Genomic DNA, 14,769 nt, shown 5'->3' with positions numbered 1-14,769 from the left:
AGAAGAAATATGATGAATAATCTATATGTTATTAGTCTATTGGGAGAATAGTCTAAAATAAATAAATAAATCTATTCTCTTATACTCAAAGAGCAATTAATTATTTGAGAAATGGAGAATAATATGAAGTTGAAAAATTAAAGTGAGGATAGTATAAATGATTATAGCTAAAAAGATTGTTATAAAGGGAATAGTACAAGGAGTTGGCTTTAGGCCATTTATCTATAAGAATGCCTTTAAAAATAATTTAAAGGGCTTTGTAAACAATACTAGTAAAGGTGTTTTTATTGAAGTGGAAGGTTACCATGAAGATATAATTTCTTTTATTAAGGAAATAAGAGAAAAACCACCAGTTTTATCTAAGGTTACAGATATAAAGATAATAGATAAGGAAATAGAGGGATACACGGATTTTAAAATAATTGAAAGTGTGGAAGAGGAAGAAGCAATAACGTTACTTTCACCAGATATAGCTACTTGTGATGATTGTCTTAGAGATATCAGTGATGTAAATAATAGACGCTATAGATATCCTTTTACTAATTGCACCAATTGTGGACCAAGATTTTCAATTACTAAGAAAGTTCCTTATGATAGAGGTAATACTACCATGAGTGTTTTTGAAATGTGTACTGTTTGTAGAGTAGAGTATACTAATCCTATAGATAGGCGTTTTCATGCTCAGCCCAATGGATGCTCTAAGTGTGGTCCAAAAGTCTTTATTTGTGATAAAGAAGGACAGGAAATTATCTCTAAAGATCCCATAAAGGATATTGCAAAAGAAATAAAGAATGGTAAGATTGTAGCTATTAAGGGAATTGGTGGGTTTCATCTAGCTTGTGCTGCAAAAAGTGCTAAAGTTATAAATGAAATTAGGAAGAGAAAGAAAAGACCTGGTAAGCCTTTAGCTGTAATGATGAGAGATATTGAGACAGTTAAAAAATATTGTCACGTAAATGAATTGGAAGAAAGAATATTGCTTGGTAATAAAAAACCTATTTTACTTTTAGATAAAAAAAGAAATTCTCTTTTACCAAGGGAGCTTACTAATTATCAAAATGGAAAATTAGGTGTAATGCTTCCATATACGCCAGTACATCATATTTTATTTAGCGAGGATATTGATGTATTAGTAATGACTAGTGCTAATATAAATGGTGAGCCTATGGTGTATAAAAATCATGAAGCAATAGAAAAACTAAGAGGAATTGCAGACTTTTATTTAATGAATAATCGTGATATCTATATTCCCATAGATGACGCTGTTTCTAGAGTAGTTTTAGGCAAGGAAAGAGTTATGCGTATTGCCCGTGGATATGCACCTAAAGCAATGGAAATAAAAAATATGGCATATACTATTGCCTTAGGATCTAATAGCAATAATACATTTGCTATAGCTAATGGAGAAAATGTTTTTTTAAGTAATTATATTGGTGATTTAGTAAATTATAATACTTGGCAGCATTATATAAACTCATTAGAACATATGAAAAAAATTTATAAGATTAATCCTAAAAGCTATTTTTATGATCTTCATCCGAATTTTTATCAAAATGAACTATTAAAAGAAATAGAAATTAGGAAAATTGGAATACAGCATCATCATGCACATATAGTATCATGTATGGCAGAACATTCTTTAGAGGAAGAGGTAATAGGAGTTGCTTTTGATGGTACAGGCTATGGCACTGATGGAAAGCTATGGGGAGGAGAGTTTTTTATTTGTGATAGAGAAAGATTTAAAAGACTTGCCCATATAAATTATATTGCCCTTCCAGGAGGCGAAGGCGCGATTAGAGAGCCGTGGAAGATGGCCATAAGTTATTTATATGATACTTTTAAAGAAAATTATACTGTTTATTTGCCTAAGCATTTACAACAAAAGAAACATAAAATTATTACTGAGATAATAAAAAAGGATATCAATTCGCCTAAAGCTAGCAGTATAGGAAGACTCTTTGATGCAGTTGCAGCATTATTAGGATTTGACGATAAAATAACATTTCAAGGAGAAGCAGCTATAGATTTAGAGAATATATCCTGCAAGGATGATGAGTCATTTTATCAATATAATATTTGCTTGGAAGAAGGAAGCTATATAATCGATTGCAAGCCAATAATTAAATCTGTAGTAATTGATATAATAGATGGCATAGATAAAGAACTTATAGCCAGGAGATTTCATAATACTGTTATTGAATTTACCACTGTATTATGTGAAATATTAAGAAAAGAATATCATTTATCTTCAGTTGTATTAAGCGGTGGGGTATTTCAAAATGAAATACTACTAATCAATATATATGAAAAATTAATTAAAAAAGGCTTTAAGGTCTATATAAATGAACAAATTCCTGCCAATGATGAAGGAATAAGTATAGGGCAGATGGTAATAGGTAATGAGATATTAAAAAAGGAGCTTGTTGTTTAGCAAGCCCTTTTTAGTTACTATATAAAAGTTTTGTTATATGCTATTTATCAGTGTTTTTAGTAAAACATAGCTTACATACATTTACCTTGTTGCCAGCACTATCATTAGCTGTCCATGCAAGTTTTACTCTTTTTCTACCACAAAGAGGGCATGTACCTCTCCAGTCAGGAGTAGTTGCTTTAAGATATTTTCCTCTTCTTTGTTTTGCCATAGTATCACCTCCTTAAATTTAATTAATATGGTAAAAGTGTTCTTTAAAGTATATTCATAACTATCTAATAATTGAATAAGAAATATGAAAATTAAGCAAAATAAAATTATTATGATAGCAAGGAGATGATGATGTGAAAAAGATTGACATTGCGTTGCAAAAGACAGTAGCAAAGAGAATGATTGTTGATGGCGAACCCTGGGAAAAGATAATGGATGAAACTCATTTAAGATTGAAGGATTTAAAGATAATTCAAAGAGATGAAATAAATCCTCATTTTTAATATATAGGAGGGATGAAAAATGCAGAATGATAATAAGAGGACATATAACAAGGAAAATTACTTAAGAAATGGAACTAAGAGACAAAATCAATATGCAAAAAACAGCTTTAATAATAATGTTCAAGAACCAGCTTTAAATGAAAGTGGAGAAGAAGCTAAAAGAAGAGGATTTTAAAATAGCTATTGCTACAGTACTAAATATTTAGTGCTGTAGCTTTTTTGTGATACAAAATAAATGTTAAGTAATATTTTTTACCAACTATGTAATATGAGGAAATATGAAACATATATTTATATTGTAAAAAAGTTTAAATGGGAGGAATCATATGAATTTAATAGTTTTAGCTCCTGTAGGAGCAACGGTGGCATTATTATTTGCAGCATATTTTACTTATACAATTTTTAAAGTAGATGAAGGCACTGACAGTATGAAGCATATTGCAGAAAGTATACGTAAGGGGGCAAATGCTTATTTAAAAAGGCAGTATATTGCTGTAGGTAAATTTTTTGCAGCAATTTTTGTCTTGCTTTTAATTCTTTCTTATTTTGATTATGTATCTATATTTATTCCATATGCCTTTATAACAGGAGGATTTTTCTCTGCACTTAGTGGATATCTTGGAATGAAAATAGCTACTAATTCTAATGCAAGAACTGCTAATGCTTGTACTAAGAGTTTGAACAGTGGTCTAAGAGTAGCCTTTTCTAGTGGAGCAGTAATGGGTTTGGTAGTAGTTGGGCTTGCACTTTTAGATATAAGTGCATGGTACTATATTTTAAATTGGTATTATAATGGTGATGCATCATCTATTGCTTCAACAATGCTTACATTTGGAATGGGTGCCTCTGCCATGGCTCTTTTTGCCAGAGTAGGTGGAGGTATATTTACTAAGGCAGCTGATGTAGGTGCAGACTTGGTAGGAAAGGTAGAAATAGGAATACCAGAAGATGATCCAAGAAATCCAGCTGTTATAGCAGACAATGTTGGTGATAATGTTGGTGATGTTGCTGGAATGGGAGCAGATTTATTTGAATCATATCTAGGTGCAATAGTTTCCTCCTCAGCACTGGCTATTTCAGCAGGACTTAAAGGTAATGGTGTAGCACTTCCTCTTATTATCGCAGCAATTGGAATCATAGCATCAATCATTGGTACTTTTTTTGTTAAGGCAAAAGAAGATGTGTCTCAAAAATCACTTCTTGCAGCTTTAAGACGAGGGACATATTCTTCTGCAATAATTATTGCAATTGTAGCATATTTTTTAGTTTCTAATGTTTTAGGAAGTAAATATATAGGCATATATTTTTCTATACTTTCAGGACTTATAGCAGGTATTTTAATTGGCTTCTTAACTGAATACTATACCAGTGATAATTATAAACCAACTAGAGCTATTGCAGAATCCTCAGAAACAGGTTCAGCTACAGTAATTATTACAGGATTATCTGTAGGAATGAAATCCACAGCTTTTCCAGTAATAGTAGTAGGGTTATCAATACTTATAAGTTATGTGGTGGCAGGAGGGCTTGATAGCTATAGTTTAGGGCTTTATGGTATTGGGATTTCCTCAGTGGGAATGCTTTCAACTTTAGGAATAACTTTGGCCACAGATGCTTATGGACCTGTAGCTGATAACGCTGGAGGAATTGCTGAAATGGCAGGATTAGATCCATCTGTAAGAGAAAGGACAGATGCACTAGATTCTTTAGGAAATACTACAGCAGCAACAGGAAAAGGATTTGCCATTGGCTCTGCAGCCTTAACAGCACTTGCTTTTATAGCAGCTTATAAAGATTCAATAGAGCAACTAGTAGAAAGTAACCCTGATTTAAGTTTTCAGTTTGACCTTTCAATTTTAAACCCTAATGTTTTAATAGGTTTGCTTATAGGTACCATGGTTACTTTTGCCTTTTCTTCTTTCACTATGAGTGCAGTGGGTAGGGCTGCTAGTAAGATTGTTATTGAAGTAAGAAGACAGTTTAAGGAAATCAAAGGATTAATGGAAGGTAAAGTAGATCCAGATTATGCATCATGTGTTGATATATGTACTAAATCAGCATTAAGGGAACTTGTAATAATTGCAGCCATTTCACTTATTACACCAATTGCAGTTGGTCTTATCCTAGGGCCCAATGGGGTGGCAGGTTTGCTTGGTGGATCAACTACCAGTGGTTTTGTTTTAGCAGTTATGATGTCAAACTCAGGTGGAGCATGGGATAATGCTAAGAAATATATTGAAGCAGGTAATTTTGGAGGAAAAGGTTCAGAAAATCATAAGGCAACAGTAGTAGGAGATACAGTAGGAGACCCATTTAAAGATACTTCAGGACCAGCTTTAAATATTTTAATTAAGCTTATGTCAGTAATAGCAATTGTTTTTGGTATGGTAATACTTAAGTTTTCAATTTTTTAATCATTAAGTGAAAAGGGAGCAATTTTTATATTGTTCCCTTTATAATATTAATAATGAACATCTAAAAAATGAAATCTAATGTTGTCATTGCTCCATCCTAAATCATATGGAACCAGTAGTCTATCAGTATTATGACATGTAACTAGAGGATAACCTTTAGAATCTAATCCAGTGACTGTAGAAATATGTGTAATTCTTCCTTTTTTTTCGTAACCTACAAAATCTCCAGGCTTTAAATTAAAGGCTGCTTTATAGATATCATTATAGCTTCCTTTGGCAATATATGATGCTCTACCGCTATTAACCATGTAATTTTTAAATTCCTGAGCATTAACCCAAGCTTTAGTACCAGACTTTCCAGAATAACTCCAAGAAGAGTTTTTCTTAAATTCTCCTCCCTCATATAATATTTGAGAAGCAAAGTTAGCACAATCACCACCATCAGGATTAAAGTTTTTGTAATTCTTATTATACTTAAATAAATGTTCTTCATCATCGGATACACCACAATAAGTATGGGCGTAATCAATAGCTTTTTTTGTTCTTTCATCAGGTGTATATTTAGGTGCTTTATGTGATAAAATGTAATTTTTAATTTCATTAGATTTTATGTTGTTTAAATCTAGTGAATCAGCTAAAGGGTCTGTATACCATTCTTTTTCAATGATAAATCTGTTATCATCACTTTTTTTTAAATTCAAATAATGGCATGTGCCTAGTTTAAATCTATTTTCTATACATGGCTCATCTTCATATTTGTAGAAAAATTCTGTGGAAACATAACAGATAACTCCATATAAATTTTTCTCTTTTTCAATGGCTTTACTTATATTCACAATAGAATTAATCCTACTAAAATTAGCTCCTTGTTTTTCACACCAGTTGGAAAAGTATTTAATTTTCTTGATTTCATTTTCATAAGCCCACTGACCAGTTTTTTTATCCAAATTATAAAAAGATTTTAAACCTTCACTATCATTAGATAAGATAGATGAATTTCTATTGAGAAATAAGTTATCTAGTAAGGGTTTAAACTGAGACTTTAAATCTTTGTTATCTTCAATGAGATTATTTTCGTCCTCCAGGGTAGTAATATCGTCTCTAGGTATATTATAACTGTAGCAAGGAATGGAGCACATATTTAAAAGCAAGTAAAAGAAAGAGATTAATTTAACTAATAAACTAATTTTCAAAGATATCAAACCTTTCTATAGCATTTTAGAATGAAAAATACTAATGAATTCAAATATTTAATTATATTTTATGCAATTATAGAATTTTTATAGGTGTTAAATTAATCTTGTAAATGATGTGGAATATGGAAATGGAAAATCATAAAATAATTAAAGTTAAATATAAAGGAGTAGGATTATGTCAAAGAAGGATTTAAGTAGATTATATGATAATGCCTTTACGATACCTTTTAATGATGAGGATAAAATTGTTTTTATGTCAGATGTGCATCGTGGTGATGGAACATATTACGATGCCTTATTAAATAATAGAAATATATATTTGACAGCACTTAGATATTATCTTAGAAATAATTTCATTTATGTAGAAGTGGGAGATGGTGATGAACTATGGAAAAATAGGGATTTTACTGAAATAGCATATGCATATGAATCAGTATTTAGAGTATTTAATAAATTTAGCAAGAAAGATAGGATTTTTATTATATATGGAAATCATGATATAATAAAGAGTAAAAAAAATTTTAAATTAAAGCAAGAAAAATGTATAAATAAAATTGGCACAAAATATGGCAATGAGTTTATGGAATTTATAGATAATAATATATTTTATGAAGGAATTAATTTTTTATATACTCCACTAAATGAAAAGTTTCTTGTAACCCATGGACATCAAATAGATATTACTAATTCTACCTTTAAAGATATAAGTAAAATATTAGTGAGATATATTTGGAAATTTATGTATGGAATAGCAGGTTTTCGTGATCCAACTAATTCAGCAAAAAGTAAAAATAAAAGAACACTTATTGATAATAAATTACAACAATGGGTTAAAGAAAATGGTAAAATGCTTATATGTGGGCATACTCATAATAGTTATTTTCCAGATATTCATGAACCACCATATTTTAATGATGGATGTTGTGTACTTCCAGATGCAGCAACTGCCATTGAAATTTCAGGAGGAAAGATATCTTTGGTGAAGTGGAGCGTACAGGCTCAGGAGACGGGTATACTTTGGGTGAAGAAAGCAATTATTGGGGGTCCTGTATCCATTGAAAACTATTTGTTATGGGCAAGGAATGAAAGAGATAGGTTAAGAAGAGCAGAAGAGGAAGAAAGAAAAAATAAATAAAATTATGTAAGGAGAATCAGAAGATGAATTTAAGCGGTAAAGTTATTTTGGTTACAGGTGCATCAAGAGGAATTGGCAGAGCTATTGCCATTGAACTTGCATCAAAGGGAGCTGCAATAGCAATAAATTACTCAAAAGATGATGAAGGAGCAAAAGCTACATTGGAAAATATTATTAAAAATGGAGGTTATGGTAAGCTTTTTAAAAAAGATATTTCTAATTATAAAAATTGCAGAGAGCTTATTGATGAAGTTATAGGGACTTTTGGTAAGTTAGATGTATTAGTAAATAATGCAGGAATATCAAAGTTTGGATTATTGATGGATATGTCTTTAGAAGAAATAAATGATTTAGTAAACACCAACTTGATGGGAGCAATATATCTTTCTAAACTAGCTATTAATAATATGATGAGAAATGGTGGTAATATAATAAATATTTCATCTGTTTGGGGAGAAGTAGGAGCATCATGTGAAGTTATATATTCAGCAACTAAGGGAGGGCTTAATTTATTTACTAAAGCTTTAGCAAAAGAAGTGGCTTCATTTAATATAAGGGTAAATTCAGTAGCACCAGGAGTTATTAATACGGAAATGAATAATGTACTTGATAGTGAAGAGAAGGAAGTTTTAAAGAATGAAATACCGATGATGAGATTCGGTGAGGCTCATGAAGTAGCAAGAGTGGTTAGCTTTTTATGTGAGGATAAATGTAAATATCTTACTGGACAAATAATAAGAATAGATGGTGGATTTATTTAAATTATAGTAGGAATATATGGTGGAATATTATGATAAAAATAAAGATAGACAAAAATAAAAAAGGTGAGCCTAATTTCAAATTACATTTTAAGAAGATTGATGAAAGAGAAGAAAGGTTTTTAAAGCGAGCATTAATGGAAGGCAGGGAGATAAAGGGAAGTTTTAAATATGAAATTCCTCTTAGGTTTTTTATGCCTATTATCAGGAATATAAAAAAAGAAAATTTAAAGGTTGATAGATATAGTAAAAATACATTTTATGAATTTTCAGATAGGTATGATGAAAAATATTATTATTCATTTGAGATAAATGCAAAGTATATGAAGAAATGGCGTCAGGAAGAGTGTCCAGATATTTTCAAGGTTGAAATAGATAGTGAAACACTAGAGCTAAAAAAAGAAGTTGTATTTAAAAAGATTGATAGAAGAATAAAAGATGCTTAAGATTTTAGCATCTTTTATTTTTAGTTAAGATTATCATTAGCCTTTGATAAGGTAAACTTAAATAACACTCCATTTAAGCTATTGGTCATGGAATAAGCACTATTATGAAGTTCTAAAATTTTCTGAACAATTGCAAGTCCAAGCCCAAAGCTATTGGTAGATCTATCACCAGATTTATCAAGTTTATAAAACTTAATAAATATATTAGAAAGTTCTTCTTCAGGAATATGAGTACCAGTATTTTCAATAGATATTTCAAAGTTATCAGTATTTTCAATGATACTTATATTTATATAATTTCCACAGGGAGTATATTTTATTGAGTTGGTAATTAGGTTTTGAATTACCTGTTCAATTTTAAGGATATCACCTTGTACATAAGCAAAGTCAGGAACAGCTATATAGTTTACTGTAATGTCTTTTTCTTTTAGCTCTAAGTTAAGATTTTTAACTTTAGCACTTATCAGTCTTACTATATTAAAACTTTCTATTTGTAAAAGCATTGAATTTGACTCTAACTTTGAAAGCTCCAGCATACTGGTAACTAGCGTATTCATTTTTCCTGCTTCATCAATAATTGTTTCAAGATATATTTGGGCATTTTCAGGAGAAACAATACCATCTTTTAATCCTTCGGCATAACCACTGATTATGCCAATAGGAGTTTTTAAATCATGGCTTACGCTGGCTACAAAATCTTTACGCATAGTTTCAAGTTCACGTTCTTTTTCTATGTCAGCCTCTAATTTTATATTTTTCTCTTTTAAATCATCAAGAGATTTTTTTAAATTAGCTGATAGAAAGTTCAGTGTCATTGCTAAGCTGCCAATTTCATCATCAGAGGTTACATTACATTTTACACTGAAATCCAAGTTTGACATCTTCCTTGCAATATTATTTAAATTTTTCAATGGTTTAGCTATAAGATTGGCATAAACTATTGAAAGAAATGTTGCAACAATAATAAATCCAATCAGCATATAGAAGTAAAAGGTTTTTATAACTGAACTAGCTTCTTTTATTGGCTGTATTGATGATACAGAAATAAATAATGCATCATTGTTATTTTGTAATGACATAGGTGAAATAATACCAATTTGCTTTGTATTGCTAGAGCGATTAGTAAAAATAGTAGCAAGGGGTGCATTTTCATCTAATACTGTATTAATAAGTTTAGTATTATATAGTAGTTCAGCACAAAAATTTGTAAGTGTAGAAAAAGTATTATCTGAATTTTGATTATTGGATACATAAACAACATCATTTCTATTTAATGGAATAATAGCAACTCTAGAAGAGTTTTTTTCTTCGTAATTTGTTAGTGCAGCAGATAATACCTCATTATTATGTATTTGATAAGAATACATATATCTAAATTCATTAGCTTGATTAAGAAGATAGTCTTTCTTTTTATATAGATAAAATTCTTCAAAAAAAACAAGTTGAAAGAATAAAGTTATAAAAAATACTCCTAATATTAACCCTAAGGTTATGGTAAATAATTTTCTGCTGATACTTTTACTATTGGTTAACATCAAATTTATACCCACTTCCTCTTACAGTTATAATGTAATTTGCTTTTTCTCCAAGTTTTTCTCTTAGCCTTTTAATATTTGTATCTACTGTACGAAGATCTCCATAATAATCTATTCCCCAAACATTATCTAGAATAGTATCTCTAGTTAATGCAATGCCAATATTATCAGATAAATAAACAAGAAGCTCGTACTCTTTTGGTGAAAGGGCAAGTTGAACATTATTAACTTTTATTTCATGAGAAAGCTTATTTATTGTAAGACCATTATAATTTTTTGTAGAAGATTGATTTTCACAAAGATCAGCAGTTCTTTTTAAAAGTGCTTTAACTTTTGCTACAAGAATTTTAGGAGAGAAAGGTTTAGTTACATAGTCATCAGCTCCTATATCATAGCCATAAAGTTTATCTTCTTCCTGACTTTTGGCAGTAAGAAGAATTATTGGAATATCAGATACTGTTCTAATGTTTTCAAGAACAGTTAGCCCATCAATTTTAGGCATCATTATATCTAAAAGGATAAGGTCAACATTATTATTTTTAAAAACCTTAAGACCTTCTTCACCATCACAGGCTTCAATAACAGAAAATCCTTCACTTAATAGATAATCTTTCAGTAAAAAACGTATTCTAATTTCATCTTCAATAATAAGTATTGTTTTATTCATAAATAAGTCCTCCAGTATATACTTAATAATAATTATAGTCTAAAAACTTAAAAATAAAAACATGTTAATATATTATTGTAATTAATATTTAAACATATTATTATAAAAAGAAGTGGATTAAAAATGAATTTTAGCTGTCCATAAAGGCATTTAAAACAATTATAGGAGATGGGAAAGGAAATTATCAGATGATAAAATTAAATTTTGATGTTAAAAAACACAAATTAGAAAACGGGTTAGAAGTATTAACAATAAAAAAGGATACACAAATATCTTCTATTAATGTAGGAATAAAGGTTGGCTCATTAAATGAAAGTAAGGATGAAAAAGGGATTTCACATTTTATTGAGCATATGATGTTTAAAGGAACAATTAAAAGAGGTTTTGAAAAGTTAAATGATGATTTAGAATCATTAGGCGGAGAATATAATGCATACACTGATTATTCCATTACTGTTTACTCTATAAGTTGCTTAGAAGAGGAATTGGGAAATGCAATAGAGTTATTGGGAGATATGGTTACTAATTCTGTATTTTTAAAAGAGGAGATAGAAAAAGAAAGAGGAGTAATTCTTGCAGAAATGAAAGCAAGTATGGATAGTGTAGAAGATTTAAGCTTTAAGAGAGTTAATGAAATTGCCTTTGAAAAAAGCTGTTTAAGATATGATGTGGCAGGAACAGAAAAGAATGTAAAGAAATTTACTAGAAAAGATATTATTAGTTATTATGAAAAGCACTATATACCTAATAATACATTAATAACTATGGTTTCATCTTTAGAGCATGAAGAAGCTTTAGAGAAAATAAAAGAAAACTTTGGGCATTGGCAATCAAAAGAATTAGTTGCAGTAGAAATATTTGATGAGCAGAATAAGGCCATTAGGAAAACAACTTATAAGAAAAATATTGAATTAAGTACTATAATGTATCTATTTACTTTTTACGATTTAGAAAAGGATTTAGAATTACCACTTAGAATACTTAATCATAGATTAGGAGAAAGTTCTAATTCACTTTTATTTAGAGAAGTAAGGGAAATTAGAGGGCTTGCCTATGATATATATTCACATCTTGATATGACCAATCATATAAAGTCATTATACATTTATACCGCTGTAGCTGAAGAAGATGTTAATAAAACAATAGAAGCAATAAATGAAATTTTAGAAGGGGTTAAGAAGAAGAAGATAGAAATTGGAGAAAGGGACCTTGATATAATGAAGAAGGTTCATAAAACAGCTGTTATTTCAACTTTAGATGATTCTTCTGAATTATGCAGTTATATTTTAAATCAATCCATAGAAGATGAGGATATTTATGAGTTTTTACATGATATGGAGAGAATTAATAATATTACAAGCGATGAAATTTATGAGGTAGCTAATAAAGTTTTAAAAAATCCAACTATTCATATATTAAAATCTTAAAAGGTGGATATAATTATGAATATAATTACAAAAATAGAATGTGGAAATCGTAATAAAAATACAGTTAATATATATATTGATGAAGAATATGCTTTTTCGGTGGATATGGAAATTGTATATAAAGAAGGATTAAAAGTTAAAGATTCAGTAGACTATGATAAATTAAAGAAGATTATTGAAGAAGATAATTATATTAAATGTAAAAATGCTGCCATAAAAATAATTGAAAGGTCTTATAAAAGTGAAAAGGAAATAAAAGATAAATTATTAAAAAAGGAATTTGATAATAATACTGTTAATAGGACTTTATCATTTTTAAAAGAATATAATTTAATAGATGATGAAAAACTTGTATCTATGTATGTAAAAGATAGATTAAGAAATCAAGGAGAAAAAAAGATAAAGTATAGTTTGATGCAAAAAGGAATAAATGAGGAGCTTATTTATAGAGAGTTAAATAAGATTAATAATGATGATTTGGAAGATATAGCTTATAATTTAGCATTAAAGAAGTACGAAGTTCTAAGTAAAAGGGAAAATGATAAATATAAATTATATCAAAAGCTTACTAGATATTTAATGGGCAGAGGATATGGATATGATTTAGTCTCTAGGGTAGTGAAGAGAATAGTTAATTAAGAATAATTATGAAGGGAGCCTTTATGAGAGAGTTAGTAGCATATATTATTTGTGCTATAATTGTATTATATGGTATAAGGGAAAGTATACTTACAGCATTTGAAGAAAGAACTTTGAAATATTCAGTATACAAAGTTTTATATTATTTTTCTATTTTGCTGACATTTTTTCTGGTAATTGTTAATTTAAATTTAGTAATGACTATAATTATAAGATTTAAATTGCAATACTTGACCTTTATATATAATACAAAGTATACCAATAGCATTATACTAATTATATTTTTCTGTATTAGCCAGAATATTATTTATGTATTGTTAAAGCTATTATCTCAACATGTTATTTCAGCATTTAAAAGCAATGAAAAGAGGGTTATCCCTTTATACATTATTTCAGGATTTTTAGGGTTTATTAAAGGATTAGTAATTATACTAATAGTATTTGTAGGTGTAATTACTTACAATAGAACCATAGGAGCCAATAATAAAATAGATTTATTTAGTGATTTTTCATCCTATAATAAAATAAAGACTATTATATTTACCAATAGTAGTTTCAATCCTGATATGTATCCGGTGAATGACAACACAATTTCTACAGCTAATAATATTATCTATTATAATGGAGTAACCTTAGAAGAAGGTATACAATCTAATGAGGAAATCGATAATAAGGCTAAAGAAATAATAAAATTTTGTGATGATGATAGAAGTAAGGCCAAGAGGATATATACATGGATAGGTACCAATATCCAGTATGATTCAGAAAAGGCATCAAAGGCTTTAAATGAAGAGGAGCTAGATGGTAGTGGCTCAATTACTGCTTGGCATAGTGGTAAAGGAATATGCTTTGATTATGCATGTCTTTATGTATCAATGGCAAGGGCAGCAGGATTAAAGGTAAGGTTAGTTACGGGAGAGGCATTTGATGGTAATAGTTATGGTTCTCATGCTTGGAATCAAGTTTATCTGTCAGATGAAAGAAGATGGATAAATGTTGATACGACCTTTTATATTTCTGGAGATTATTTTGATAGCAATTTATTTGAAGAAGATCATATAGAAGAAGAAATTGCCGGTGAATGGTAAATAAGAAAAGCACTTTAGCTAAAGTGCTTTTTTATTTTTGGAAAGAATAAGTTTTATTGCCTTTTCGCAGTCAAGATCAGAGCTATCTAAGGCCCAAGCTAAATTGAAATAAATTAGAGCTTTGTTGCTTTCCTGCTTCATAGCATAGCAATATGCTAGGTTAAAATAGTATTTACTTTCTTTTTGAAATTCCAAAGATTTTTTTATCATCTTTATAGCAGAATCAAAATCTCTTAATTTTATATAGCACACACCAATATTATAATAAGAGCATGGAACATTGACATTTGAATCAATTGACAACCTATATGAATTTATTGCTTTTTGAAACTGTTTTTCAGTATAGAATTTATTACCTTCATTGAAGTGATTCATTTTTCCCTCCTATGATTTATAAATATATTTTAATTATGTTCTCCATATGGGAATATTATTCATTAAATTATATTATTTTACAGGGTATATTATGAAAATTATAAAAAAATAGAATGAAAAATTTTCATTAAAATATGTTATAATATAGTAAAAATGGAATATAA

At 29.0% G+C, this 14,769-nt stretch carries 15 protein-coding genes; 10 read left to right on the top strand and 5 right to left on the bottom strand.

Annotated elements, in window-relative coordinates:
• The first annotated feature begins 157 nt into the window (after nucleotides 1-157).
• Nucleotides 158-2,431 (top strand): carbamoyltransferase HypF, encoded by a 2,274-nt coding sequence (gene hypF, locus BHW04_RS01500; protein ID WP_022211759.1) that lies wholly within the window; start codon nucleotides 158-160, stop codon nucleotides 2,429-2,431.
• A gap of 40 nt (nucleotides 2,432-2,471) precedes the next feature.
• On the opposite strand, the gene BHW04_RS01495 is transcribed toward hypF, so the two are convergent.
• The gene (locus BHW04_RS01495; protein WP_022211760.1) at nucleotides 2,472-2,642 is read right to left on the bottom strand and encodes a hypothetical protein; all 171 of its coding nucleotides are present in this window, start codon (nucleotides 2,640-2,642) and stop codon (nucleotides 2,472-2,474) included.
• A 133-nt stretch (nucleotides 2,643-2,775) separates the two neighbouring features.
• Between BHW04_RS01495 and BHW04_RS01490 the strand changes: the two genes are divergently transcribed.
• From BHW04_RS01490 to BHW04_RS01480, 3 genes are all read left to right on the top strand, one after another.
• Nucleotides 2,776-2,925, top strand: coding sequence for a hypothetical protein (locus tag BHW04_RS01490; protein WP_302698614.1), 150 nt, complete (start codon nucleotides 2,776-2,778; stop codon nucleotides 2,923-2,925).
• A gap of 19 nt (nucleotides 2,926-2,944) precedes the next feature.
• Nucleotides 2,945-3,100, top strand: coding sequence for a hypothetical protein (locus tag BHW04_RS01485; protein WP_022211762.1), 156 nt, complete (start codon nucleotides 2,945-2,947; stop codon nucleotides 3,098-3,100).
• A 151-nt stretch (nucleotides 3,101-3,251) separates the two neighbouring features.
• Nucleotides 3,252-5,339: a sodium-translocating pyrophosphatase gene (locus tag BHW04_RS01480; RefSeq protein WP_302623470.1), complete on the top strand. Its 2,088-nt coding sequence runs from the start codon at nucleotides 3,252-3,254 to the stop codon at nucleotides 5,337-5,339.
• Between the two features lie 47 nt (nucleotides 5,340-5,386).
• On the opposite strand, the gene BHW04_RS01475 is transcribed toward BHW04_RS01480, so the two are convergent.
• Complete coding sequence (locus BHW04_RS01475; protein ID WP_441294412.1) at nucleotides 5,387-6,526, bottom strand: amidase domain-containing protein; 1,140 nt, start codon at nucleotides 6,524-6,526, stop codon at nucleotides 5,387-5,389.
• A gap of 184 nt (nucleotides 6,527-6,710) precedes the next feature.
• Here BHW04_RS01475 and BHW04_RS01470 point away from each other — a divergent pair, with 184 nt between their 5' ends.
• The 3 genes from BHW04_RS01470 to BHW04_RS01460 are packed head-to-tail and all read left to right on the top strand — an operon-like array spanning nucleotide 6,711 to nucleotide 8,874.
• A complete protein-coding gene (locus BHW04_RS01470; protein ID WP_186834786.1) occupies nucleotides 6,711-7,670 on the top strand; it encodes a metallophosphoesterase in 960 nt (319 codons plus the stop codon).
• 23 nt (nucleotides 7,671-7,693) lie between these two features.
• Nucleotides 7,694-8,431 (top strand): elongation factor P 5-aminopentanone reductase, encoded by a 738-nt coding sequence (gene ymfI / locus BHW04_RS01465; RefSeq protein ID WP_302631842.1) that lies wholly within the window; start codon nucleotides 7,694-7,696, stop codon nucleotides 8,429-8,431.
• 29 nt (nucleotides 8,432-8,460) lie between these two features.
• A complete protein-coding gene (locus BHW04_RS01460) occupies nucleotides 8,461-8,874 on the top strand; it encodes a hypothetical protein (RefSeq protein WP_022211767.1) in 414 nt (137 codons plus the stop codon).
• A gap of 20 nt (nucleotides 8,875-8,894) precedes the next feature.
• Here BHW04_RS01460 and BHW04_RS01455 read toward each other — a convergent pair whose 3' ends face one another.
• Both BHW04_RS01455 and BHW04_RS01450 read right to left on the bottom strand, forming a co-directional pair.
• On the bottom strand, nucleotides 8,895-10,409 hold the full coding sequence (locus BHW04_RS01455; RefSeq protein ID WP_302698672.1) for a sensor histidine kinase: 1,515 nt from the start codon (nucleotides 10,407-10,409) through the stop codon (nucleotides 8,895-8,897).
• A complete protein-coding gene (locus BHW04_RS01450; RefSeq protein WP_022211769.1) occupies nucleotides 10,396-11,076 on the bottom strand; it encodes a response regulator transcription factor in 681 nt (226 codons plus the stop codon). Before BHW04_RS01450 ends, BHW04_RS01455 begins: the two co-directional genes overlap by 14 nt.
• A 188-nt stretch (nucleotides 11,077-11,264) precedes the next feature.
• On the opposite strand from BHW04_RS01450, the gene BHW04_RS01445 reads away from it, so the two are divergent.
• The 3 genes from BHW04_RS01445 to BHW04_RS01435 are packed head-to-tail and all read left to right on the top strand — an operon-like array spanning nucleotide 11,265 to nucleotide 14,230.
• Nucleotides 11,265-12,503, top strand: a complete 1,239-nt coding sequence (locus BHW04_RS01445; protein ID WP_022211770.1) for a M16 family metallopeptidase — start codon at nucleotides 11,265-11,267, stop codon at nucleotides 12,501-12,503.
• Between the two features lie 15 nt (nucleotides 12,504-12,518).
• A complete protein-coding gene (recX, locus tag BHW04_RS01440; protein WP_302698610.1) occupies nucleotides 12,519-13,142 on the top strand; it encodes a recombination regulator RecX in 624 nt (207 codons plus the stop codon).
• Nucleotides 13,143-13,165: 23 nt separating this feature from the next.
• Nucleotides 13,166-14,230 (top strand): transglutaminase-like domain-containing protein, encoded by a 1,065-nt coding sequence (locus tag BHW04_RS01435; protein WP_302698609.1) that lies wholly within the window; start codon nucleotides 13,166-13,168, stop codon nucleotides 14,228-14,230.
• An 18-nt stretch (nucleotides 14,231-14,248) separates the two neighbouring features.
• On the opposite strand, the gene BHW04_RS01430 is transcribed toward BHW04_RS01435, so the two are convergent.
• Nucleotides 14,249-14,605 (bottom strand): tetratricopeptide repeat protein, encoded by a 357-nt coding sequence (locus BHW04_RS01430; protein WP_022211773.1) that lies wholly within the window; start codon nucleotides 14,603-14,605, stop codon nucleotides 14,249-14,251.
• Nucleotides 14,606-14,769 lie beyond the last annotated feature (164 nt).

The organism is Clostridium sp. 29_15 (assembly GCF_001916075.1).
In the GTDB taxonomy this organism is placed as follows: Bacteria; Bacillota; Clostridia; order Clostridiales; family Clostridiaceae; genus Clostridium; species Clostridium lentum.
This window is presented reverse-complemented; position numbering and strand designations above follow the sequence as displayed.